Below are 22,764 nucleotides of genomic sequence, written 5' to 3'. Positions count from 1 at the left end.
TGTTGGTTGAAGAGTTGCGGATTGCCACAAACTAGGTTTTTGCCAGTAGCCGTTCACACGGCCACTGGCAAAACACATCTCAAGCCCGAGTTGTCTCCCAGCCGAGGTTTGCTGTTCGAAAACTCACTGAGTAGCCAGGGCCGGAAGCTGCACCTTCCTGACGGGCGGCGGATTCCATTTTCCGATCAGCGCTTCGGATTTCGGAGCGTACATGCGCATCGTCAGAGTGAACGCTCCCTTCGGTGTAGGCAGCCAGTTGGCCTCCTTATCCGGACCGGGGGACTCGTTTTGAATGTAGAGATCAAGCGAGCCATCTGCGTTGTCTTTGAACGGCATCCAGCTACTGAGTGCGAAACGTTCGAGGCTGTTGCCAACCTGAAATCCGGCTGCGTCGTACAGCGTGATCGACCAGAAAGCGTTGACGGGCGGCATGGCATTCTTTTCGAACGCTATCGTGTATTTATTCGCGCCATCGAGCGGCTGCCCTGACTCGTCGGCGAGATTGAGAGGGTAGATGGCATCTTCCGGCAGATTCGCGCCAAGGCCTTGCTGCGCAACAATGGCCCGCTTCAAATAGTAGTTGCCGTATACTCCCATCGTATCGGTATTCATCGACCAGCCGTTCTCTACCCTCGCCAACGTCGCCAGCTTCCATTCCATCAGTCTCTGGGCGACTTGCGGCGCGCTCTCCAAGGCTTTCTGTACGGTCGGATCGAGCTTGCTCATGTCAAAGCTCTTGCCGGGTTCGATGCCGATCTTCTTCATCTCCGCGAGGATCGGTTGATCGGTCAGGTGGGGCGGCTCGACCTTGAGCAGTTCGGCGGCATATGCGAAATACTTGCCAGCGTCCATCGTATCGACCTGGATCTTTGGCGGTGTCTTCATGTCGACGCTGGGATCGATTTTAACCTCAACCGGCTTCGCTGACTTGCCCCAGTCCGATAGGAGCGTAACCTTGTACCCCGCTTGGATCTTGTGTACGGCATCGTAGTCAGCCGGGCCGTCGGTCTTTGTCCGACCGATAACCCAGACATGCGTCGTCGGCGCTTCAATTCGCTGGGTGTTCTCGGGGAGCTTGAACTCCTCAATGAACTTGTCGCGCAAGTCGGGTCTCCAGCCCGGCGGCGTGACAAGGAATGTCCCTGCGGTTGTGCCCGTGGTCCGCCAACCCGGCGACGCAAAAACATCCGTCCACATGTCCAGCATCGGAAGCAGGTAATAGCGTCCGTCGGTATCCGGAGCACTGATGACTACGGGCTCCTTCGTCATGTCGAGCCACGCGGAGGAATACAGCGTGTCGAAGTTTGGGCGGACCACACCCTTGAAATCCGCCGGAGGATACTCGGGAACGTTGGTGAAGACGTTCATCGGACCCTTCCCGAATTCCTTGCCGGGTTCGACGTTGGTGAATGTCTTTCGGCTGATGTCCATGGACAACAGCGGGTAGAAATACACATAGGCGTCCACGGCAATAGAGTGCGCCTCTGCCTCGGTAAGAGCGGGCTGCGCGGCCTGAGCCATCGCTGACTGCCCTAAAACTAGTCCTAGGGACAGACCGATCACGTGCCTGTTCATGGTGTTCTCCCGTTGCTTTATTTAACGGCTCACGTGGGTGATGCCCGCCCGAGGCAGCCTTTTCGCAAAGCTCCGTAGTAGCAAGTACGTTACGGTAACTTACGGCGTTCGCCCCCTCCTTGGCGGCCCATCGTCCTGCGGGGCCGGAGTATCATGAATGCTCTGGACGACTGAGGGTGGAGCGTACTTTGGCTCAGCGACCACTGGTTAGCGTGTACGTTTTCAGGAATGCGCGAAAGAGCCCCCTCATCGTGTTAGCGCGATGTGTGTCGCCTGCGCCTTAAAGGGCTTGCCCTGTCGCGTCATGGCGGTGTTAAAACAGAGCGTTCGCCGTGGGAAAGTTCTACGAGATCTTCTTTCTGCGCGGGAGAAAGCACCGGGCATCCGACGCTTTCAGCCTAGAGGTATCATGCAGTCCAGCTTCTGGGCGATGCTGGGCGCCGCCGACGCCTTGTCCCATGCCGCAGCGACAGCAGAAAACACCGCTCAGCAGGCGCAAGACGAACTCTTTGAGATCATCGTGGCCATGGTCAGCAGGACACCAGGAAGCGCGCAACGAGTTGATTTCCAAGTAACGTTGGAAACCAAATCCCTTCTGCCGTCCCGATTACTCCGACACTGAGCCGCGCTGCACGACACCCAAGGCTATAGCGAGCCAAAACACTCAAGGGCAGAACAAATCTATCGATACGCATCGGGAGATTGGCACAGCATATCGGCTGGCGCCGAGCGACTACCCCTCTGCACCCGCCCGCGCATACCGTCCCGGCGCCTGTCCAACGTGCCGGCTGAAGGCGGTGCTGAAGGTGCTGGCCGAGCCGTAGCCGACCCGTTCGGCGACATCGGCGATTTCGGCGTTGTGGCTGCGCAGCAGGTCCTTTGCCATCGCCATACGCCAGGCGAGCAGGTATTCCATCGGCGCCAGGCCAACATTGCGCGTGAACCTTTCGAAGAACGCCGAACGAGAGAGCCCGGCCGCCTTCGCAAGCTCGGCCACTGTCCAGGAGCGCGCCGGGTTGCCGTGCATCACCCTGATCGCTTCCGCCAGCCGTTGATCGGCGAGCCCGCGCAACAATCCCGGCGGAGCGTCCGGCCGCTGGGTCAGCCGCAGCGCCTCGATGAGCAGCACTTCGACCAGGCGCGCCAGTACCAGATCGCGACCGGCGCGCTGTTCGGCGGCTTCTTCTGTCAACAGCCGAACCAGGATCGAAAGTCGCTCGGCGCCGCGCACATGCACCTGCGCCGGCAGCAGCGACACCAGCAATCCCGCATCCTCCGTTGCAAAGACGAAGTAGCCGCCGAGCAGCCGCACGCTTGGCGGTCCATCGAGGTCGCCGTGGCGAACCTCGTCGCCCGGATCAGGTGTTGCCTTCGGGTCGATGAATTCAGGGGTAACCGGCTCGAAGCCCGACATGGTGAAGCCCGGCGTTGTCGGCAGCAGGACGAAATCGCCCGCCTCAAGCGCCAGCACGTCCTGACCGTCGACCGCCAGACGGCAGGCACCTTCGAGAACGGTGCAGAAGCCGGGATGACCGAAATCGGAATAACGCACGCCCCAGCGGCCGGCACCGCTGATGCTTTTCGTAAACACTGCGCGGGGTCGCAGCAGCGTGATGATTTCCGAGAGTGGATCGATCATTTCCGGACTATCGCAAATCAAATACGGACTTTCAATTATATATCGTCCGGTTTTCGCTCGGTATCATGACACCATCTGAACCGAACAAGGAAATTGTCATGAAAACCGTATTGATCACTGGCTGCTCGTCCGGCTACGGCCTCGAAACCGCCCGCCTCTTTCACGCCAACGGCTGGAACGTGGTCGCGACCATGCGCACGCCGCGCGAGGATATCCTGCCCCGGTCGGAGCGCATGCGTATCGTGCAGCTTGACGTCACCGACCCCGACAGCATTTCGGTGGCACTGGAGGTAAGCGGTCCGATTGATGCGCTCGTCAACAATGCCGGTATCGGCGTGGTCGGGGCTTTCGAGGCAACGCCGATGGCTCATGTGCGGAAGATCTTCGAGACCAACACGTTCGGCGTCATGGCAATGACACAGGCGGTGATCCCGCAATTGCGCCGCAGGCGGTCCGGCGTCGTGGTCAATGTGACATCAAGCGTGACGCTCGCCGCCATGCCTCTTGCCGCCGCCTATACCGCCAGCAAGACGGCAATCGAGGGGTTTACCGGGTCGCTTACCCACGAGCTTCGCGCCTTCGGCGTGCGCGCCAAACTGGTCGAGCCCGGCTACGCTCCGAGCACGCGGTTTTCGCAAAATGTCGGCGTGCGCATCGAAGATCTGATCCCTGAAACCTATGCGGCCTTCGCGCAGCCGATCTTTGCCGCTTTTGCAAACCCGGCCCTGATTACCACGGAGAGCGATGTGGCGGACGCGGTATGGCGCGCTGCAAATGATACGTCGGAACAGCTGCATTTCCCGGCGGGGGCCGACGCCGTGGCTTTGGCGCGCGCGAGCTGAAACCGAGGGCGGCGTCATCCGCCGACAGCGCCATCAGGCCAATGGCAAGCCCGCGGCATGCACGCGATCGACAAGCGCTTCGGTGATCGTCCGATCCCTAAAGAACTCCTGGGAGCGGATATAGCCGGCCGTCAGTTTTGGATCGAGCGCCTGGATCTGCGCCACCAACTGGCGCGCCCGATCAATATCGCCGCGCGCCATCCGCGCGGCGATACGATAGATCAGCGTGCGCCGGGTCTGATAGGGAAGCGCCCGCGCCACGGCAAAAAGCTCGTCATGCCGGCTGAGCACATAGAGCGAGGCGACGCGCTCCTCTACAATCCACACCGGTAGAAACGGGTCCAGCATCTCCGCCCGGTCGAGCAGCTCGAGCGCCCGCTCCGCCTCGTTCGCATAGGTGTAGAAAGCCGCACAACGGCCCGCGATGTAGGCATCGTTGGGCGCCAGGTCTATCGCCCGCTCGTGATGATGCCGCGATGCCGCGAAGTCGCCTTCCATGCACTTGATCGCACCCATGATGCGATGGGAGTCCGGGTCGGTAGGATCGAGATCGAGCGCGTGTGCGACCTGCTGCTCGCCGGCCGAAAGGTCGAAATCGGGCAGGTTGCTCCAGGCGCACACATGCATGGCGACCGGCCGTCCGAAGGTTGGATCCGCATCCATCGAGCGCTCGAACCAGTGCATGGCTTCGCCGATATGCCGATCGGCGACACCGATCAGGCGATGGTGGTCGAGGCCAAGCAGGTAGTACTCGTAGGCCGACATGTTGTCCGGCCGCTTCAGCCGCGCGGCGACCAGCTCCGCCTGCTCTATCCGTCCTGCCACTGTTGCGGCGATGCGGGCGGTCACCTCGTCGATGATGGCAAGCAGCTCCTCGAACGGCCGCTCGATCCGGTCGGACCAGACCAGATGCCCGTGGGTCGTCTCGCACAGCGACACGTTGAGCCGCACGAGGCTACCCAGTTTGCGCACGGAGCCCGAAACGACATAGCGCACCCCCAGTGCCCTCCCCACCTCGACGGGATCACGGATGGCAAGGACCACGGAGGCCGACCGCGAGCTGACGAACAGGCTCTTCAGCCGGCCGAGCTCCAGCGTGAGGTCGTCGGTCAGCCCCTCCGTCAGGAAGGACTGGTCGTCTTGACCGGCAGCGAAGGCGACGAAGGGCGTGACGATCACCGAATTGGGCCGCATCGCAGCCGGCGGCGCCTCGCGCGTCGGCGCCGAGAGAAACCGATGCCTGTCGATCGTCGTCCCGACCCGATAGACACGCATCGGCTCGCTGACACCCTTGAAGCGACGCTCGCCGATCTCTTCGAAGGCGCAGGGCGAGACCCGCCGCACCTGCTCGTACAGAGCTTGGGAAACTTCGATTTCGCCGGCGGCAGCACTCGATTGCAGCCTGGCGGCGAGATTGACACCGTTGCCCCTGAGGTCGTCGCCGACGGCAAGCACATCGGCAAGATGCAACCCGAAGCGCATGTGGTTGGGCGTGGCATCGGGGATGGCCGCAAGCGAGCTGCGCGCCTCCATGGCTGCGCGAAGGGCGTTGACCGGGCTCGTGAACTCCGCAAGCACGGCATCGCCGGCGGTGTTGAAGACCCGGCCATCATGGCGCGCGACCGTGTCGCCCACGGCCTTCAGGCACGCAGAGACGCATTCGACGGCTTCTTCCTCATGGGATTCCATCGCCGCGGTCGACCCGACGAAATCCGCCACCATGATCGCAACCAGCTTGCGCTGCATCTCCATCGCCTCGCCGACACTCGGCCGCCAGCGCGAGAGGATAGCACAATGCAAGGGATCAGGCAGCAGACGCTATTTTAGCAATCGCTTCATATATAGGTGAATGCCTGGTCGCGCGCCGACATCTGGGCGACAGGCAACGGCCAGCCGATCGCCAGCTTCGGATCGAACGCATTGAGCCCGCCCTCCGCCTCCGGCGCATAGGGTTTGTCATGCAGGTAGATCAGTTCGCAGTCTTCGCAGAGCGTCTGAAATCCATGCGCAAATCCACCGGGGATCATCATCGATCGCGCGTTCTCTGCGCTCAGAACCTCGCCGTGCCATTGCAGGTAGGTGGGCGAACCCGGGCGCAGATCGACGGCGACATCGAAGACGGAGCCGGCGAGACAGGACACGAACTTGGCCTCGTCATGCGGCGCACGCTGAAAATGCATCCCACGGATCGTGCCCTTGAGGTGCGTCATCGTGTGGTTGATCTGGGCGATCGTGCCATCGGCGCCGAAATCGGCAAGCTCTTCGCGGCAAAAGAAGCGCGAGAGGAACCCGCGCTCGTCGCCAAAGCGCAGACGCTCGATGACCAAAAGATCGGGGATAGGTGTGGCGATACGATTGAAACGCGACATCGGCTTTCTCGTGGAACGGGTCGGTGGGCAGAACAAGGGTCGTGTTCCAGCCCGCAGATATTGACGGCCAACAAATTCTCAGGACATAAGACGCGCGGAAATGCAAGCACGGACAAGCGTAGTGTGACCCTGCAGGGTGCGACTGGTGCAGGCCGTGCACAGCGAACGGCTTGAACAATGATCGAGGCACACCTCACGGCGCGGATAAGCGACCTGGCTGATTTGGAAGCCTCCGTGCGCGGTTCGAAATACGTGATCGGCGAGAACTCGGTCATCGACAGTTTCGTGAAGTTCAAGCCGGCCGGCGGCAGTGGCGACATCGTGATCGGCCGCAACTGCACGATCAACAGTGGATGCGTTTTCTACAGCGGTCACGGCATCACCATCGGCGACAATGTCTTGATCGCCGCGAATTGTACGCTTGCACCCGTCAATCACGAATTCCGCGACAAGAGCCGCCCGATACGTGAGCAGGGCTTCCAGGAAAGCAGAGGCGGTATCGTCATCGAGGACGATGTCTGGCTTGGGGCCAATTGTGTGCTTCTCGATGGAACTATCCTGCGCAAGGGCTGCGTGATCGCGGCAGGCAGCATCGTGCGCGGCACGGTCGAGGCCTATTCGATCACCGGCGGGAATCCATTGAGAACCCTGGGATATCGATCTTGAGATTTACCCTGCTCGGCGCCCGCGGCTTTGTCGGGCGCCACCTGTTGACCTATCTGACGTCACTCGGCCACGAAGTGATCGCCCCTGCACGCGACGCCCGCCTGACCGAGGCCTGCCATGGCACGCATGTGATCTACGCCATAGGGCTTACGGCCGACTTTCGGCAGAGACCTTTCGATACGATCGAGGCGCATGTCAGCTTGGCCGCCGAACTGCTGCGAGACTGCGACTTCACGTCGTTTCTCTATTTGTCGTCGACGCGGGTCTATGCCGGCAGCACGAACACGGACGAATTGGCAGCTTTGACCGTTCGCCCCGGCAACCCATCGGATCTGTACAATCTCTCCAAGCTTTCAGGTGAGGCAATCTGCAATGCGTCCGGCAGGCCGAATGTGCGCATCGCCCGCCTGTCCAACGTCGTCGGGCCGGCATCGGCCACATCGGAGAGTTTCATCGGCGATCTCTGTCGGGAAGCAGCGGCCGGTCACATCACGCTGCGGAGCAGTATGGCGTCGGCCAAGGACTATATCTGGATCGACGACGCGGTTAAACTCTTGACGCAAATTGCCGAAAATGGACAGGAAACGATCTACAACGTGGCGAGCGGTCAACAGACCAGCAATGCTGACTGGGTGACTGGGCTCGCTCGCCACACGGGCTGCCGGGTTGACGTCGCCGACCATGCTCCGACAATCACATTCCCACCGATAGACATCGACCGCATACGGGCCGAGTTCGCGTTTAAACCAGAGCGCGTTATCGACAGAATTGCGGACATACTCTCGTTTGCCCCTTAAAACACGCTGGCGATCCTCAGCATCGACCGAAAGGACTTCGGATGGACCCGATCAAGCAATTCTCCGCAGAGCGCATGGCTGCCATTGCCGGCTACGGCACCGACGAGGCGTTCACCGCGCTGTCGTCGCAATGGCGGCAGATGTCCATGGACAAACGCTACGTCTACAATTTCGACTGGATGGGGCGCCCGATCATCCAGTATCCGCAGGACATCCAGGCGATGCAGGAACTGGTCTGGGCGACAAAGCCGGACCTGATCATCGAGACCGGTATCGCGCATGGCGGCTCGATCGTTCTGAGCGCCTCGCTGCTGGCGATGCTGGATATGTGCGATGCGATCGAAAAAGGCGTCACGATCGATCCGAAGGTCTCGAACCGCAAGGTGATCGGCATCGATATCGACATCCGCAAGCACAATCGCAAGGCCATTGAAGAGCATCCAATGGCGTCGAGAATCCAGCTGATCGAAGGTTCCTCGATCGCCAAGGACGTCGTTGACCAGGTTCAACAGGCGGCGCAGGGATACGAACGGGTAATGGTGTGCCTCGACTCCATGCACACGCACGATCACGTGCTCGCCGAACTGGAAGCCTATGCCCCCCTCGTCACCTCGGGATGCTACTGCGTGGTGTTCGATACATTCGTCGAGGACCTCCCACGGGACTTCTTCAATGACCGTCCGTGGAACGTCGGCGACAACCCCAAGACGGCCGTGCGCGCCTATCTGGCGGACCATCCCGAATTCAGCGTCAATGGCGAAATTGACGGCAAGCTTCTGGTGACCGTGGCTCCGGAGGGCTTTCTTCTCAGGGCCTAGCAGCCCGTTGGAGAACCCACTCGTCAGCGTATCGATCGAAAGTGTGCGTCAAAAAAAGCGATTTCTCGCTGCCAATAAACCGAAATTGCGTAAGCGATTGCAGATGTAGATCGGGCAAGCGGCTGCTGATATAGAGGGGCCGTCCGCGGCAGATAGCGCTATTGGAGCAATCCTTCACGGTATTATATCGTAAACTGCGTCAAGGGGCAGTCGTATGAAAGTTGTCATTCTTGCGGGTGGCTACGGGACCCGCATCTCGGAAGAGAGCCATCTGCGCCCGAAGCCGATGATCGAGATCGGCGGGCGGCCGATCCTCTGGCACATCATGAAGATCTATAGCCACTATGGCTTCTCGGACTTCGTCATCTGCCTCGGTTACCGTGGCTATATGATCAAGGAGTACTTCTCCAACTACATCCTCCACTCATCCGACGTGACCTATGACATGGCGACGGGTGAAACGCTGTTTCACTCCAACAAGGCTGAACCTTGGCGCGTGACACTGGTAGATACGGGCACGGAATCGATGACCGGTGGACGGCTGAAGCGCGTGGCGGACCACTTGGGTGATACGTTCTGCCTGACCTATGGGGACGGCGTTGCCGATGTCGATATCAAGGCGCTGACCGACTTTCATCTTCGCCACGGCAGAGAAGCAACGGTTACCAGCGTCATGCCGCCGGGGCGTTACGGTGCGCTGGCGACCCATGACGGCGAGGTGCGAAGCTTCACGGAAAAGCCGGCCGGCGACAACGGCCGCATCAATGGCGGCTTCTTCGTGCTGAACCGAAGCGTTCTCGATCGCATCGAGGGCGACAGCACGTCCTTCGAGGGCAAGCCACTGGAGGGCCTTGCCAGAGACCGGCAACTGATGGCCTTCCCCCACGATGGCTTCTGGCGACCGATGGATACCCTGCGCGACAAGACCCAACTCGAAGAGCTCTGGCAGCAGGGCTCGGCGCCGTGGAAAATCTGGGCATGAGCCGCCTGGCAAACCGGAACTTCTGGGCGGGCAAGCGCATCTTTCTAACCGGGCATACCGGGTTCAAGGGAAGCTGGGCGCAGCTGTGGCTCAGGCAAATGGGTGCCGACGTCACCGGCTATGCGCTGGCGCCGCTCGCCGAGCCGTCGTTGCACACCCTTTTGCGACAGGCTGACGGCAAGGAGCATCTCGGCGACATCCGCAACGCCGATGCGCTCGCGGCCGCGGTGCAAAAGAGCAATCCCGAGATCATCCTGCACATGGCGGCACAGCCGCTGGTGCGAGAAAGCTACAGAACCCCTGCCGAAACATTCGATGTCAATGTCATGGGCACCGTGCGCCTGCTCGAGGCAGCACGCATTGCTCCGGCATTGAAGGCAATCGTCGTGGTCACGACCGACAAGGTCTACCGCAACGACGAAAGCGGAAGGCACTTTCCCGAAGATGCGACGCTCGGCGGGCACGATCCCTATTCCGGCTCCAAGGCCGCCTGTGAACTGGTCGTCTCGACCTGGCGTGATGCCTTCCTGCGTGAGCGCGGCATCCGGGTAGCGACAGCACGCGGCGGCAACGTGCTCGGTGGCGGCGATTTTTCGACCGACCGACTGGTGCCCGACATTGTCCGCGCTGCTCTGTCCGGCAAGGCGCTCGATATTCGCAGCCCCATGGCGACGAGGCCGTGGCAGCATGTGCTTGACTGCCTCAACGGCTATTTCGTCTATGCCGAAGCGCTCTATGCCGGCGAGACTGCCGTTGATGCCCTGAACTTCGGCCCCTCGCCTGCCGAGCGTCAGATCCCCGTCCGTGACGTCGCCTCAGCGGTCCAGGCCGCGATGGGCCTGCCGCCGCAATGGCGCGATGTTTCCTCGACCGACCAGCCGCGGGAAATGCAGACGCTCGGGCTCGATCCGGCGCTTGCCGCCATGACTCTCTCTTGGGCCTCCCGACTTTCGCAAGACGAAGCGATCGCGTGGACGGCAAACTGGTACGACGGTTGGCGCAAGGGCGGCGACGCTCGCGCTCTGACGCTCGACCAGATCGACGCATTCATGAAAGGCTGACGACCCAATGTCCCACAACTGCCGCTTCTGCTCGACCCCGCTTAAGACCGTCGTCGCCGATCTGGGATCGACCCCCTGGTCCAACTCCTTCCTGGAGCCGACCGAGGAAGCGATCGCGCGTGAACGCGCCTTCCCGCTAAAGGCAATGGTCTGTTCCGAGTGCCTGCTCGTTCAGACGACGGAAACCGTGCCGGCCGATGAAATCTTCACCGATGGCTATGCCTATCTCTCCTCCTTTTCGAGCAGCTGGCTCGATCACGCCCGTCGCTACGCCGATGCCATGACCGAGCGCTTCCAGCTCGATGGAGCCTCGCAGGTGGTGGAGATCGCGTCCAATGACGGCTACCTGCTGCAATATTTCGTCGCCAAGGATATTCCGGTTCTGGGCATCGAGCCCGCAGCCAACGCGGCCAAGATCGCCGAGACCCGCAACGTTCCGACCGAGGTCGCCTTTTTCGGCCGGAAGACGGCAACGGACCTGGTTGCCCGCGGCATCCGTGCGGACCTGACTGCCGCCAACAATGTGCTGGCGCACGTGCCCGACATCGCCGATTTCGTCGCCGGCTTTGCAATTCTGCTGAAGCCGGATGGCGTCGCAACATTCGAGTTTCCGCATCTGCTGCGCCTGATGGAAGGCGTCCAGTTCGACACGATCTATCACGAACACTATTCCTATCTCTCACTGGCGGCGGTTGAACGCATTTTTGCAGCATCCGGCCTGAAGGTCTTCGATGTGGAAGAGTTGCCGACCCACGGCGGCTCGCTACGGGTTTTCGCCCAGACCGAAACCGGCACGCGCCCGGCGACGGAGCGCCTGGCATCGATACGTGCGAGCGAAGAGGCCGCTGGCCTCACGCAGATGGAGACCTACGCGAAATTCGATACGCGCATCGCCGCTGTCTGCCAGGGATTCCGTGACTTCCTCGCTCTCGCCAAATCCGAGGGCAAGACGGTCGCTGCCTATGGTGCAGCCGCGAAGGGCAATACCTTCCTCAATGTCTGCGGCGTGAAGCCCGGCGAGATCGCCTTTGCGGTCGATCGCAACGACCTCAAGCAGGGCAAGCTTTTGCCCGGCACCCACATCCCGGTGCATGCGCCGAGCCACCTGGAGGTGGCCAAGCCGGACTATCTCGTTATCCTTCCCTGGAACCTGACCGACGAGATCGTCGCTGACAATGCCACCATCCGCGCCTGGGGCGGTCGTTTCGTCGTCGCCATACCATTCGTCCGCTTGATTTAGGCCAACTCTTCATCAAAATCCGCGATAACGGCGAAGGAAACGGCATCGGGCAGGAGCACAATGTCCAGGATCGATCTTTGCATTGTCGCAACCAGGCGACCGGAGTTGCTTTCAGCAACGCTGAACAGCTTCCGTGAAAAGGTCCTATGCCGTTTTGATGTGGGGATCGCCCATCTCAATCTCGATCCCGTCTTCGGCTCGCCGGAGGATCATGCCGCCTGCGTCGACATCGTTCGCGGCCATTTCCCCGACGCGACGATCTCCGAACCGCAGCATCCGGGTTTTTGCGCCGCAGTCGCAAGAGTATGGGCCGCGACCACGTCGGACTATGTCTTCCATCTGGAAGACGACTGGGTCGCGCTGCGCGACGTGGGCGAGGATCTGCTGGCCCCCTTTGCCGATCCGTCGATCATGCAGGTGTCGTTTCACACCGCCGATCAGAACTGGGATATCCGCCGAAAAGGGCACTTCCATCAGCGAAACGAGTATGGCCGCCTGCTTGGGATCAAGATCCCGCTCTTCCGCACCTTCCCGAAATTCACGACCTCGCCATCTATCCTGCGCGGGACGTTCGCGCGCCGCTGCGCCGAGATGATGGACTTGTCGCGCGACCCGGAGAAGCAGTTCTATTCCGGCGTCAACCCGGCATTGGAAGGCTACGTCGCAGGCTACCGCAACTACATCTTCTCGCCGGAAAGAAAGCCGGTCATTCGCGACATGGGACGCGAGTGGCGCGAGCAGCGCAACATCCGCAAGGTCATTGCCAACGCCACATCGATCTGGGAGAAGGCAAGCTAACGCCTTATTTTTCTTCCAAAATCGGAATCGGTTGCGGGAGAAATCAATGCCACGTGCTTAAAGGCGCCATGGCGTCCATATGTGACGCGCGCTCCTCGTCGCGCGCTGCGCGCCTCAACGAGAGGCCCAACTATTCCAGGGTCCTTGGACCACAGTCGGGCCCTGTCAGGCCCAACTGTGCAACCCTTGAAGTCAGGCAGCGGCACCCTTGCGCTGGAAGCCCTTGCTCGCAACCATCAGGTTGCGCGTGTACTCTTCGCCGATCCGCCCGGCGACAAGATCCGCCGAGGACAGGCGTTCGACCACCCGTCCGTTCTGCATCACCGCCAGGCGGTCGCACATGTGCGTGACGACGCCGAGGTCGTGGCTGACCATGATGAAGGTGAGCTTTCGGTCGCGTCGAACCTGTTCGAGCAGGTTCAGGACCTCGGCCTGCACGGAGGCGTCGAGCGCCGAAGTCGGCTCATCGAGAAGCAGGATCGAGGGCTCGAGGATCAGCGCCCGGGCAATGGCAATGCGCTGGCGCTGGCCGCCGGACAGCTGATGCGGGTAGCGGAAGCGGAAGCCCGAGCCGAGGCCGACTTCATCGAGCGCCTTCAGAATGCGGCGTTCGCCATCGGCAACGCCGTGAATGGCGAGAGGTTCGAGCAATTGGCGGTCGATCGTCTGGCGCGGATGCAGCGAACCATAGGGGTCCTGGAACACCATCTGCACGTCGCGATAAAACGCCTTGTCCCGGCGGTTGCCGATCAGAACCCGGTCATGCACGCGGACCTTGCCTGACGTCACCGGCGCAAGGCCGGCGACCGCGCGAAGCAAGGTCGACTTGCCCGAACCGGATTCACCGACGAGCCCGAAGGATTCACCGGGCGCGACGTCGATGCTGACGTCGTCCAGCGCCTTGAACTCGTCATAGGTGACGACAAGATTTTCGACGGATACGGTGGCGGTCGTCATAGGGCCCACTCCGGTTTGCGATCAAGAACCGGCAGGGGATGGCGATCGGAACCGATGGCCGGCATGCAGTTCAACAGGCCCTGGGTATAGGGATGTTTGGCGTTTGCGAGGTCGGAAGCGGCCAATTCCTCGACGATCTTTCCGGCATACATGACGATGACGCGGTCGCAGAACGACGACACCAGCCGCAGGTCGTGCGAAACAAAGATCAGGCCCATGCCGCGATCGGCGACCAGCTTGTCGAGGATCGACAACACTTCGAGCTGGACCGTCACGTCGAGCGCCGAAGTCGGTTCGTCGGCGATCAGAAGTTCCGGGCCAGCCACCAGCATCATCGCGATCATCGCGCGCTGCCCCATGCCACCCGAGACTTCGTGCGGGTAGAGATCATAGACGCGCCCGGGATCACGGATCTGCACGGCCTCCAGCATGTCAAGCGCCCGCTCACGCGCTTCCGCGCGGCTGACGCTCTCATGGCGTTTGAGGGTCTCGACAATCTGCCGGCCGATGCTCATCACCGGGTTCAGCGAGTATTTCGGGTCCTGCAGGATCATGGCGATGCGCTTGCCGCGCAAATCCCGACGCACCTTCGGCGCGGCCGAAAGCAGGTCGATGCCTTCGAAGGAAAGCGTCTTGGCCGTGACCCGCGCATGCGCCGGCGTCAGACCCATGATCGCCCGCCCCGTCTGCGACTTGCCGGAGCCGCTCTCGCCGACAATGCCGAGGCGCTCGCGGCCGAGCGTGAACGAGACCCCGCGCACGGCCTCAACCACCCCTGTGCGGGTTGGAAACGAGACCTTCAGGTCGTCAACGGTCAGAAGCGGGTTCATTGTCCGCTCTCCCGCGGGTCGAGCGCGTCGCGCAGGCCGTCGCCAAGCAAGTTGAAGCCGAGGCTGACGATCAGGATCGCGACGCCGGGCATGGTGGCAACCCACCACTGGTCGAGGATGAAGCGGCGACCGGATGCGATCATCGCGCCCCATTCCGGCAGCGGCGGCTGTGCGCCGAGGCCGAGGAAGCCGAGGCCCGCGGCCGTCAGGATGATGCCGGCCATGTCGAGTGTGACGCGCACGATCAGCGACGACATGCACATCGGCATCACATGCCGGAAGACGATGCGGGTCGGCGACGCGCCCATCAGTTGCACCGCGGCGATGTAGTCGGAATTGCGCACCGTCAGCGTCTCGGCGCGCGCAATGCGGGCATAGGGTGGCCAGGAGGTAATGGCGATGGCGATGACGGCATTCTCGATGCCCGGGCCAAGCGCTGCCACGAAAGCGAGAGCCAGAACCAGCTTCGGAAAGGCGAGGAAGATATCGGTGATGCGCATCAGCACCGCATCGACCCATCCGCCGGCATAGCCAGCGACCGCGCCGACGATGAGGCCGACGGGTGCGGCGATGATCGCGACCAAAAGCACGACGGCAAGCGTCAGCCGCGAGCCGTGGATGAGCCGAGAGAGAATGTCTCTTCCGAGATCATCGGTGCCGAGCAGATAACCCTGGGTGCCGGGCGGCAGCAAGCGGGCATTGGCGAGGTCGCCGATATAGGGCGAATGCGGTGCCAGCACGTTGGCGAAAGCGGCGACGAACACCAATGCCAGCAGGATCAACAGGCCGAGAACGGCCAGCTTGTTGGCGGAAAAGCGCTGCCAGGTCATGTAGGCGCGGCCGAGGCGCGCCTGGGTGCGCGATTGCGGCCGGTCGGACAACAGCCATTCGCGGCGTGTCATCGGGCGTGTTTCAGTGACGGTGCTCATCGCTGGCGCGTCCTTGGGTCAAGCGTCCGATAGAGAAGATCGGACAGCAGATTGATGCCGATGAAGACCGAACCGATGACGATGGTGCCACCGAGAACGGCATTCATGTCGGCATTCTGCAGCGAATTGGTGATGTAGAGGCCAAGGCCCGGCCAGGCGAAGACGGTTTCGGTCAAGACCGAACCTTCGAGCAGCCCGGCATAGGAAAGCGCAATCACGGTCACGAGCGGCACGGCGGCATTTCGCAGCGCATGGCCCCAGATGATGCGGGATTCCGAGAGCCCCTTGGCGCGGGCGGCAACGATGTATTCCTGCTGCAACTCATTGAGCATGAAGCTGCGCGTCATGCGGCTGATATAGGCCAGCGAGAAATAGCCGAGCAGCGATGCCGGCAGGATGATGTGGCGGAAGACGTCCCACAGCACATCCCACTGACGTTGCCAGAGCGCGTCGAACAGGTAGAAGCCGGTGATCGGCGTGAAGGTGTATTCGAAAACGATATCGATACGGCCGGGATAGGCGACCCACTTCAGCCGGGCGTAGAACACGAGGAGCGACAGCAGCGCCAGCCAGAAGATCGGCACGGAATAGCCGACAAGGCCGATAATGCGCACGATCTGGTCGGCGATGCTGCCGCGCTTGACGGCAGCGAGAACACCGAGCGGCACGCCGAAGATGGCGCCGAGCAGGGTGCCGAGCGTCGCAAGCTCCATGGTCGCCGGGAACACGCGGCGGATATCGGTCATCACAGGGTTGGTCGTCAGCACTGAAATACCGAAGTCGCCGGTCAGCGCCTGGCGCACATAGATCAAGAATTGTTGGTACAGGGGCAGGTTCAGCCCCATCGCCTCGCGCGTCCTTTCGACGACATGCGTCGGCGCCCGGTCGCCGAGGACGGCGAGCACCGGGTCGATCGGGATCACCCGGCCGATGAAGAAGGTCACGGCCAGAAGGCCGAGATAGGTGGTGACGACGATCACGAGGAAGCGCAACACGGCGCCCATGATCTTCGCCGGACGGGCGCGTCGGCGCCCGCCCATCCGTTCTGTTCCGCTCATGCTCAAGGGAACTATCCTTTCGGGTTATTCCTTCGAGATGCCAGCAACGAAGTTGGTGTCGAAGCTCGGGCCGAGCTTCAGGCCCTTGACGTTGCCGCGGTAGCCGGCAACTTCGGTCTGCTGGAAGATGATCACGAACGGGCTTTCGCCGAGAACGGTCTTCTGCAGTTCCTTGTAGGTTTCCGCACGCTTGGCGCTGTCACGCTCGAGCAGGGCATCCTTGGTCTTCTTCGTCAGTTCCGGAACGTCCCAGGCATTGCGCCAGGCAAGCGTCTTGTTCTTGCCTTCGTCGGAGTTGTCCGGGTTGCTGGTGAAGGTTTCGGCATTCGAGTTCGGGTCGAAATAGTCCATGCCCCACTGACCGATATACATGTCGTGGTTGCGGGCACGGTACTTCGTCAGCGTCTGCTTGCCGTCGCCGGGGATGATCTCCAGCTTCACGCCGGCCTGGCCGAGTGTCTGCTGGAAGGATTCGGCAATGCCGGTGACCGGCTGGCCGTTGCGCACGTCCATGGTGACGGTGAAGCCGTCAGCGAGACCGGCCTTGGCCAAGAGTTCCTTCGCCTTGGCGACGTCGAACTTGTAGGGGTTCTCGTCGAGGGCACCCAGCACGCCCTTCGGCAGGAAGCTCTGGTGGATCTCGCCGATGCCCTTGATGATCGTCGAGCCGATCGCATCGTAATCGACCAGATACTTGAAGGCCTCGCGCACCTCGGGCTTGGCAAGGTTGGCATTCTTCTGGTTGAGGCTGATGTAATAGACCGTGCCCTTCGGCGCATTGGTCGTGCCGAGGTCGGCATTCTTCGCAACGGCGTCGAAATCGCCCGGCTCCAGGTTGCGCGCGATGTCGATGTCGCCGGCTTCCAGCGCCAGGCGCTGGCCCGAGCTTTCCTTCATGTGACGATAGATGACGCGGGCGAGCTTGGCCTGTTCGCCATAGTAGTTGTCGTTGCGCTCGAGAACGATGACTTCGTTGGCGCGCCATTCGCGCAGCTTGAACGGACCCGAACCGGCATAGCCGGTCTTCAGCCATTCGTTGCCGAAGTCGTTGTCGTACTTGTAGTCATCCGTTGGCGTGACCGGCTTGACGTTTTCGAGCACCAGCTTCTTGTCGAGCACGGCACCAACGGTCGCCGTCAGGCAGTTCAAGACAAAGCTCGGCGCATAGGGTTGGTCGACGGTGAAGACGAAGGTCGTATCGTCTGCGGCCTTGGCCTTTTCCGTCACGTTGTCGCCGGTAAGGCCGAACTGGGTGAGGATGAAGGCGGGGCTCTTGTCGAGCTTGACAGCGCGCTCGAACGACCAGGCGACATCAGCAGCGGTTACCGGGTTGCCGGAGGCGAACTTCAGGCCGGACTTCAGCTTGAACGTATAGGTCAGACCATCATCGGAAACCGTCCAGCTGTCGGCGAGATCGCCGACAATCTTGGTGGTGTCGTTGATGTCGAGGCGCACCAGCATGCTGTAGGTGTTGCCGGTGATTTCGGCCGCGGTCAGCTCGAAGGCTTCGCCCGGATCCATGGAAATAACGTCGTCGATCGCAAAGGCTTCGACCAGCGTGTCCTTCGGCGTTTCGGCAAAGGCCGGTGCGGTCGCGGCCATCACCATGGCCAGCGCTGCCGAAGCGGTCAGAAGACGAAGACGTCCATTGAGCTTGTGCATCATTTTTTTGCAGTTCCCTCGTTTGTGCCCTTTGGGGGCTCTTCTTCATGGATCAGGCGGCCTCGTGCCAAGCCTGCCCCAGAACTCTCAGCCAGTTCTCCCGGCATATCTTTGCCAGTTCGGCGTCACCATATCCGGCGCCACTAAGCGCGGCAACGAGCTTCTGGCTGCCCGCAGCGTCGGCGATGTCTTCCGGTATCGTCGCGCCGTCGAAGTCCGAACCGAGCCCGACGCAGTCGATGCCCATGCGCTCGACCATGTAGTCGATGTGGCGGACCATATCGGAAAGCGGTGTCGCCGCATTTTCCTGCGCGTCGGCGCGCAGCATCGTGGTTGCGTAGTTGAGGCCGACGAGCCCCTTGCTCTCGCTGACGGCATCCAGCTGCTTGTCTGTGAGATTACGCGCAACCGCCGTCAGTGCATGGGCGTTCGAATGGCTGACAACCAGCGGCTGGTCGCTCGTCTTGGCGACATCCCAGAAGCCCTTCTCGGTGATGTGGGCGAGATCGATCAGGATGCCCAAGCGGTTGCACGCCTTCACCAGTTCGAAGCCGGCCTCGGTCAGGCCAGGCGCCGTATCGGGCGACATCGGGAAGGCAAAGGGCACGCCGTGGGCAAAGACGTTGTGGCGGCTCCACACCGGTCCAAGCGAACGCAGGCCAGCGGCGTAGAAGGTTTCGAGTGCGGACAGATCGGCACCAATGGCTTCGCAGCCTTCCATGTGCAGAACGGATGCAAAAGTGCCCTGCCCGGCTGCATCGCGGATCTCCGCCGTCGACCGGCAAAGCTTCCAGGCACCGGCGCGGTCGAGACGAACCGCAATATCGGCCATCTCGACGGCAACGCCGAGCGACGGCAAATGCTCGAGCGGTGCCGAGAGCGGCGTGACATAGTGGCCGTTCTCGTCCGGCCCCGCCAGCACCAGATCGCCGGAGGGCACGTAGATGGCGCAGAGACCGCCAATGAGACCGCCGGCTTTCGAACGTGGCGCATCGATATGCCCCTTATCGGTACCCTCGACGAACTCGGCAACGGGGTCGCTTCCCTTGCGTGCGTTCTGCCACAGCCGCAGAAGCACGTCATTATGGCCATCGAAAACCGCCTGCATTCCGGATTTCCTTATGTTTTCAGGGAGATCAGATGAGGCATGCGATGCCGCACCGAAAGAAGGAAGATCGGATGCTATTGAAAGGTCAAACCCTTTTCAATGAATATCGAGGGGTTTTACCCAGGGCCGCCTGTCGCGAAATGTTGCATGTTTGCCGCACGTGCGACGCCAGAAAGGTCCCGAACAGGCCGAAAAGCTATTCCGAGGGCAGAAATCCTGCCATTTCTCAGGCAAGAGAATTGCCTGGTCCCGATGACGGATCGGCACGCCGCATGATGCGGCATTGGGGGTTTTGTTGCTGCGTTTGTTCTCTCTGGCTGGCCGACCGGGCCAAATCAGCCGCGTCGCCAGCATATTGTTCCTGGCATCCTTTCTCGCAGCCTGCGCCAGCCGGCCCGTCGGCGTGCTCGTTCCCTCGGGAACGGCCGGCGGCGCTTCGGAGGTCGACCTGCTGGTCGCCACCACCCGCGCGCCCTCTACTGAGCCGGGCGTGCTTTTCAGCGGTGAGCGCTCGGACGAACTCTCATTGACGGAAATCGTCGTCTCGATCCCGCCGGGCAAGAACCGCGAGGTCGGTCAGGTTCAATGGCCGAAGAAACTGCCGGCCAATCCCGAACGCGAGTTTTCAACGGTCAGCGTAACGCCGCTCAAGGGCAAGGATGATGCGCAGTCCTGGCTGAAGGGCAACCTGCCGAAAAGCCGGCGCGTGCTGATCTTCGTTCACGGTTTCAACAACCGTTATGAGGATGCGGTCTATCGTTATGCCCAGATCGTCCACGATTCAGGAACGGACGTCGCGCCGGTGATCTTCACCTGGCCGTCGCGCGCCAGCGTCTTCGACTACAATTACGACAAGGAAAGCACCAACTATTCCCGCGATGCGCTGGAAGATTTGCTGCGCCGCGCTTCCCGCGACCCGAAGGTCGGCGAAATCACCGTCATGGCCCACTCGATGGGATCCTGGGTCACGGTCGAGGCGCTCAGACAGATGGCAATCCGCGACGGCCGCATTGCACCGAAGATTACCGACGTCATTCTCGCCTCGCCGGATCTCGACGTCGACGTGTTCGGCAAGCAGATCCAGGCGATGGGCAAGGCACGGCCGAAATTCACGCTGTTCGTGTCACGCGACGACCGCGCGCTCAACCTCTCGCGCCGGATCTCCGGCAATATCGATCGGCTCGGGCAGATCGACCCGACGGTCGAGCCTTATCGCACCCAGCTGGAACAGGCCGGTATCACCGTTCTCGACCTGACGGCACTCAAGGGCGGCGACAAGCTGAATCATGGAAAATTCGCCGAAAGCCCTGAGGTTGTGCAACTGCTCGGCAACCGGCTGATCGCCGGGCAGACGGTGACCGATTCCGATGTCGGCCTCGGCGAACGCGTCGGCGCGGTGGCGCTGGGCACCGCCCAGACCGTCGGCAGTGCTGCCAGCATCGCGGTGTCCACGCCGATCATGATCTTCGACCCGCGTACCCGCGCCAACTACGGCAATCAGGTCCGTCGTCTTGGCCAATCAGTGGAAAATACCGTCGGCTCGACTGTTGCCCCCTGACGCCATGCCTTGTTGCACGGGCAAAGCCCGGTAGGCTATGATCTCCACGGCAACGGGAAAATGAAATGAATCTCAAGGAGTTCGCAGGCCGGCTGGGGCTATCTCAAACGACGGTCAGCCGCGCGCTCAGCGGCTATCCGGAAGTCAAGAAGGCGACGCGCGAACGGGTGCTGAAGGCGGCGGCCGAACTTGGTTACCGACCGAACACCAGCGCGCTTGGGCTTGCGACCGGACGCGTCGGCACCATCGGCATCGTCTTTCGCGGCGGCGGCGATTTCGGCCCGCACACCAGCGAGTTCATGGGTGGGCTCGGTAGCCGGCTGCAACAGGCCGACGTCGATATCCTGCTTTCAACCGTCGACAGTCGGGAAGCGGAGCTTGCGACCTATCGCCGGCTTGCAGCCAGCAAGCGCGTCGATGCGGTGATCCTGCATTCGCCCGCGGTCGACGATCCCCGCATCGCTCTGCTGACAGACCTGCGGCTGCCCTTCGTCCTGCACGGACGAACCGAGACGGCAGGCAATTTCGCCTTTCTCGACATCGACAATTACGGCGCGATCCGCCAGGCAACCGACCTACTGACCGCGCTCGGTCATCGCCGCATCGCGCTCGTCAACGGCCATCGCGGCTATACCTTTACCGAACACCGCCAGGATGGCTATGCGGCGGCGCTTGGCGCTCGCGGCATCGGCATCGATCCCAACCTGCTCGGCAACGGCGATTTCACCGACGAGATGGGCTTTCGCCTGATGCAGGGGTTTCTGGCTCAGGAGAACCGGCCGACGGCGGTGCTGGCCGGCTCGATGATGTCGGCACTCGGCGCCATGCGGGCAATCCGCAGCGCCGGAATGACGGTCGGCGAACATATCTCGCTGATCGCCCACGACGACGTCTTTCCGTATCTCAGCCCCGAGAACCTGATCCCAACGCTCACCACCACACGCTCGTCAATCCGCGCTGCGGGAACGCGGATCGCCGAAATGGTTCTGGATCTGCTTCAGGGCACGCCGGCCGCCGACCTCAACGAGGTCTGGCCGGTGGAGCTGGTCATGCGCAACTCCACCGCCCCGCCGGCCGGCTGAGGCGTTTATCAGACCGAGAGTTCGCGCCTTTCCGCCTCGGTCTCCATCGCCAGATCGAGCACCTTCTGCAGGTTTGCCGCATGGCGGAAGCCGGGCTCGACCGTCTTGGCATCCCGAACCGCGGCGACGAAGCGCTGGTAGTTGGTCGGCACCGTGCCGGCATCGACATCACGCCAGGTTGCCGTTTCAACATCCGTGCCGAGGCAGGCGCGAAGCGTCGAGCCATCGGGCGTATGAACCACTTCGAGCGCCCCCTTGTCGCCATGCAGCCGCAGCCGCAGCTCGTTGAGATGGCCGGTGGCCCAGCGGCTGGCATGGATCACGCCCATGGCGCCGTTGCCGAACTCGGCCGTCATGACGAAGCTGTCATTGGCGTCGAGGTCATATTCGCCGATGCGGTTTCCCGGCGCCTTGTCGAAGGTCTTCAGCCGCGCGAAGATCCGCTCGGCCTCGGTGCCGGCGCCATAACCGGCAAAATCGAGGATATGGATGCCGACATCGCCCAGCACACCGTTCGAGCCGTGTTTGGTCGACAGCCGCCAGAGCCATTGCGATTCCGTCGCCCAGTCGCCCCACGCCTTGGAGACGAGCCAGCTCTGCAGATAGGACGCCTCCAGATGACGCAGTTTGCCGACGTCGCCGGCCAGCACCATCGCCCGCGCCTTCTGCAGCGGCGCGACATTGCGATAGGTCAGGTTGACCATGGTCACCAGCCCCGATCGCTCGGCGGCATCGGCCATTTCCGCCGCCTTGGCGTAGTTTTCCGCCAGCGGCTTTTCGCACAGCACGTGCT

The 22,764-nt window shown here is 61.8% G+C and carries 21 protein-coding genes and 1 pseudogene; 11 read left to right on the top strand and 11 right to left on the bottom strand.

Annotated elements, in window-relative coordinates:
• Positions 1–123 precede the first annotated feature (123 nt).
• Positions 124–1,575 carry a DUF1254 domain-containing protein gene (locus C6558_RS37510; protein ID WP_025428058.1) on the bottom strand — a complete coding sequence of 484 codons (1,452 nt, stop codon included), beginning with the start codon at positions 1,573–1,575 and terminating at the stop codon, positions 124–126.
• A gap of 400 nt (positions 1,576–1,975) precedes the next feature.
• Between C6558_RS37510 and C6558_RS41870 the strand changes: the two are divergent.
• Positions 1,976–2,116 (top strand): annotated as a pseudogene (locus C6558_RS41870) (TetR/AcrR family transcriptional regulator); the annotation flags it as partial.
• A 192-nt stretch (positions 2,117–2,308) separates the two neighbouring features.
• On the opposite strand, the gene C6558_RS37500 reads toward C6558_RS41870, so the two are convergent.
• Positions 2,309–3,214, bottom strand: a complete 906-nt coding sequence (locus tag C6558_RS37500; RefSeq protein ID WP_025428060.1) for an AraC family transcriptional regulator — start codon at positions 3,212–3,214, stop codon at positions 2,309–2,311.
• A gap of 98 nt (positions 3,215–3,312) precedes the next feature.
• On the opposite strand from C6558_RS37500, the gene C6558_RS37495 reads away from it, so the two are divergent.
• Positions 3,313–4,056 (top strand): SDR family oxidoreductase, encoded by a 744-nt coding sequence (locus C6558_RS37495; protein WP_025428061.1) that lies wholly within the window; start codon positions 3,313–3,315, stop codon positions 4,054–4,056.
• Positions 4,057–4,089: 33 nt separating this feature from the next.
• Here the strand turns inward: C6558_RS37495 and C6558_RS37490 are convergent, their stop codons facing one another.
• Together C6558_RS37490 and rfbC are read right to left on the bottom strand one after the other, a co-directional pair.
• Positions 4,090–5,802: an adenylate/guanylate cyclase domain-containing protein gene (locus C6558_RS37490; protein WP_084814563.1), complete on the bottom strand. Its 1,713-nt coding sequence runs from the start codon at positions 5,800–5,802 to the stop codon at positions 4,090–4,092.
• 89 nt (positions 5,803–5,891) lie between these two features.
• Positions 5,892–6,425 (bottom strand): dTDP-4-dehydrorhamnose 3,5-epimerase, encoded by a 534-nt coding sequence (gene rfbC / locus C6558_RS37485; RefSeq protein ID WP_084814549.1) that lies wholly within the window; start codon positions 6,423–6,425, stop codon positions 5,892–5,894.
• Positions 6,426–6,659: 234 nt separating this feature from the next.
• Here rfbC and C6558_RS37480 point away from each other — a divergent pair, with 234 nt between their 5' ends.
• The 7 genes from C6558_RS37480 (at position 6,660) to C6558_RS37450 (ending at position 12,787) form a co-directional block, all read left to right on the top strand.
• Positions 6,660–7,091 (top strand): DapH/DapD/GlmU-related protein, encoded by a 432-nt coding sequence (locus C6558_RS37480; RefSeq protein ID WP_239637559.1) that lies wholly within the window; start codon positions 6,660–6,662, stop codon positions 7,089–7,091.
• Positions 7,088–7,888, top strand: a complete 801-nt coding sequence (locus C6558_RS37475) for an NAD(P)-dependent oxidoreductase (protein WP_025428064.1) — start codon at positions 7,088–7,090, stop codon at positions 7,886–7,888. The genes C6558_RS37480 and C6558_RS37475 overlap by 4 nt, the downstream gene beginning before the upstream one ends.
• Positions 7,889–7,929: 41 nt before the next feature.
• Positions 7,930–8,706 carry a cephalosporin hydroxylase family protein gene (locus C6558_RS37470; protein WP_025428065.1) on the top strand — a complete coding sequence of 259 codons (777 nt, stop codon included), beginning with the start codon at positions 7,930–7,932 and terminating at the stop codon, positions 8,704–8,706.
• 214 nt (positions 8,707–8,920) lie between these two features.
• Complete coding sequence (gene rfbF, locus C6558_RS37465) at positions 8,921–9,688, top strand: glucose-1-phosphate cytidylyltransferase (RefSeq protein WP_025428066.1); 768 nt, start codon at positions 8,921–8,923, stop codon at positions 9,686–9,688.
• Positions 9,685–10,749 (top strand): CDP-glucose 4,6-dehydratase, encoded by a 1,065-nt coding sequence (rfbG, locus tag C6558_RS37460; RefSeq protein WP_025428067.1) that lies wholly within the window; start codon positions 9,685–9,687, stop codon positions 10,747–10,749. The genes rfbF and rfbG overlap by 4 nt, the downstream gene beginning before the upstream one ends.
• A gap of 7 nt (positions 10,750–10,756) precedes the next feature.
• Positions 10,757–11,989, top strand: a complete 1,233-nt coding sequence (locus C6558_RS37455; RefSeq protein WP_025428068.1) for a class I SAM-dependent methyltransferase — start codon at positions 10,757–10,759, stop codon at positions 11,987–11,989.
• 60 nt (positions 11,990–12,049) lie between these two features.
• The gene (locus C6558_RS37450) at positions 12,050–12,787 is read left to right on the top strand and encodes a hypothetical protein (protein WP_038576354.1); all 738 of its coding nucleotides are present in this window, start codon (positions 12,050–12,052) and stop codon (positions 12,785–12,787) included.
• Between the two features lie 192 nt (positions 12,788–12,979).
• Here the strand turns inward: C6558_RS37450 and C6558_RS37445 are convergent, their stop codons facing one another.
• The 6 genes from C6558_RS37445 to C6558_RS37420 are packed head-to-tail and all read right to left on the bottom strand — an operon-like array spanning position 12,980 to position 19,331.
• On the bottom strand, positions 12,980–13,744 hold the full coding sequence (locus C6558_RS37445; RefSeq protein ID WP_025428070.1) for an ABC transporter ATP-binding protein: 765 nt from the start codon (positions 13,742–13,744) through the stop codon (positions 12,980–12,982).
• Positions 13,741–14,574 (bottom strand): ABC transporter ATP-binding protein, encoded by an 834-nt coding sequence (locus tag C6558_RS37440; protein ID WP_025428071.1) that lies wholly within the window; start codon positions 14,572–14,574, stop codon positions 13,741–13,743. Before C6558_RS37440 ends, C6558_RS37445 begins: the two co-directional genes overlap by 4 nt.
• Entirely contained in the window at positions 14,571–15,503 is a 933-nt protein-coding gene (gene nikC / locus C6558_RS37435) for a nickel transporter permease (protein ID WP_025428072.1), read from the bottom strand. Before nikC ends, C6558_RS37440 begins: the two co-directional genes overlap by 4 nt.
• A complete protein-coding gene (locus tag C6558_RS37430) occupies positions 15,500–16,543 on the bottom strand; it encodes an ABC transporter permease (RefSeq protein WP_025428073.1) in 1,044 nt (347 codons plus the stop codon). Before C6558_RS37430 ends, nikC begins: the two co-directional genes overlap by 4 nt.
• Before the next feature lie 42 nt (positions 16,544–16,585).
• The gene (locus tag C6558_RS37425; RefSeq protein ID WP_057205798.1) at positions 16,586–18,226 is read right to left on the bottom strand and encodes an ABC transporter substrate-binding protein; all 1,641 of its coding nucleotides are present in this window, start codon (positions 18,224–18,226) and stop codon (positions 16,586–16,588) included.
• A gap of 49 nt (positions 18,227–18,275) precedes the next feature.
• Positions 18,276–19,331, bottom strand: a complete 1,056-nt coding sequence (locus tag C6558_RS37420; RefSeq protein ID WP_057205801.1) for a dipeptidase — start codon at positions 19,329–19,331, stop codon at positions 18,276–18,278.
• Positions 19,332–19,665: 334 nt separating this feature from the next.
• Between C6558_RS37420 and C6558_RS37415 the strand changes: the two genes are divergently transcribed.
• Entirely contained in the window at positions 19,666–20,889 is a 1,224-nt protein-coding gene (locus C6558_RS37415) for an alpha/beta hydrolase (protein WP_239637579.1), read from the top strand.
• A 65-nt stretch (positions 20,890–20,954) separates the two neighbouring features.
• Complete coding sequence (locus C6558_RS37410) at positions 20,955–21,971, top strand: substrate-binding domain-containing protein (protein ID WP_025428077.1); 1,017 nt, start codon at positions 20,955–20,957, stop codon at positions 21,969–21,971.
• A gap of 8 nt (positions 21,972–21,979) precedes the next feature.
• Here the strand turns inward: C6558_RS37410 and C6558_RS37405 are convergent.
• On the bottom strand, positions 21,980–22,764 hold a 785-nt coding region (locus tag C6558_RS37405), incomplete at its 5' end, for a Gfo/Idh/MocA family protein (RefSeq protein WP_107028717.1).

Source organism: Ensifer sp. NM-2, from assembly GCF_003024455.1.
In the GTDB taxonomy this organism is placed as follows: domain Bacteria; phylum Pseudomonadota; class Alphaproteobacteria; order Rhizobiales; family Rhizobiaceae; genus Ensifer; species Ensifer canadensis.
This window is presented reverse-complemented; position numbering and strand designations above follow the sequence as displayed.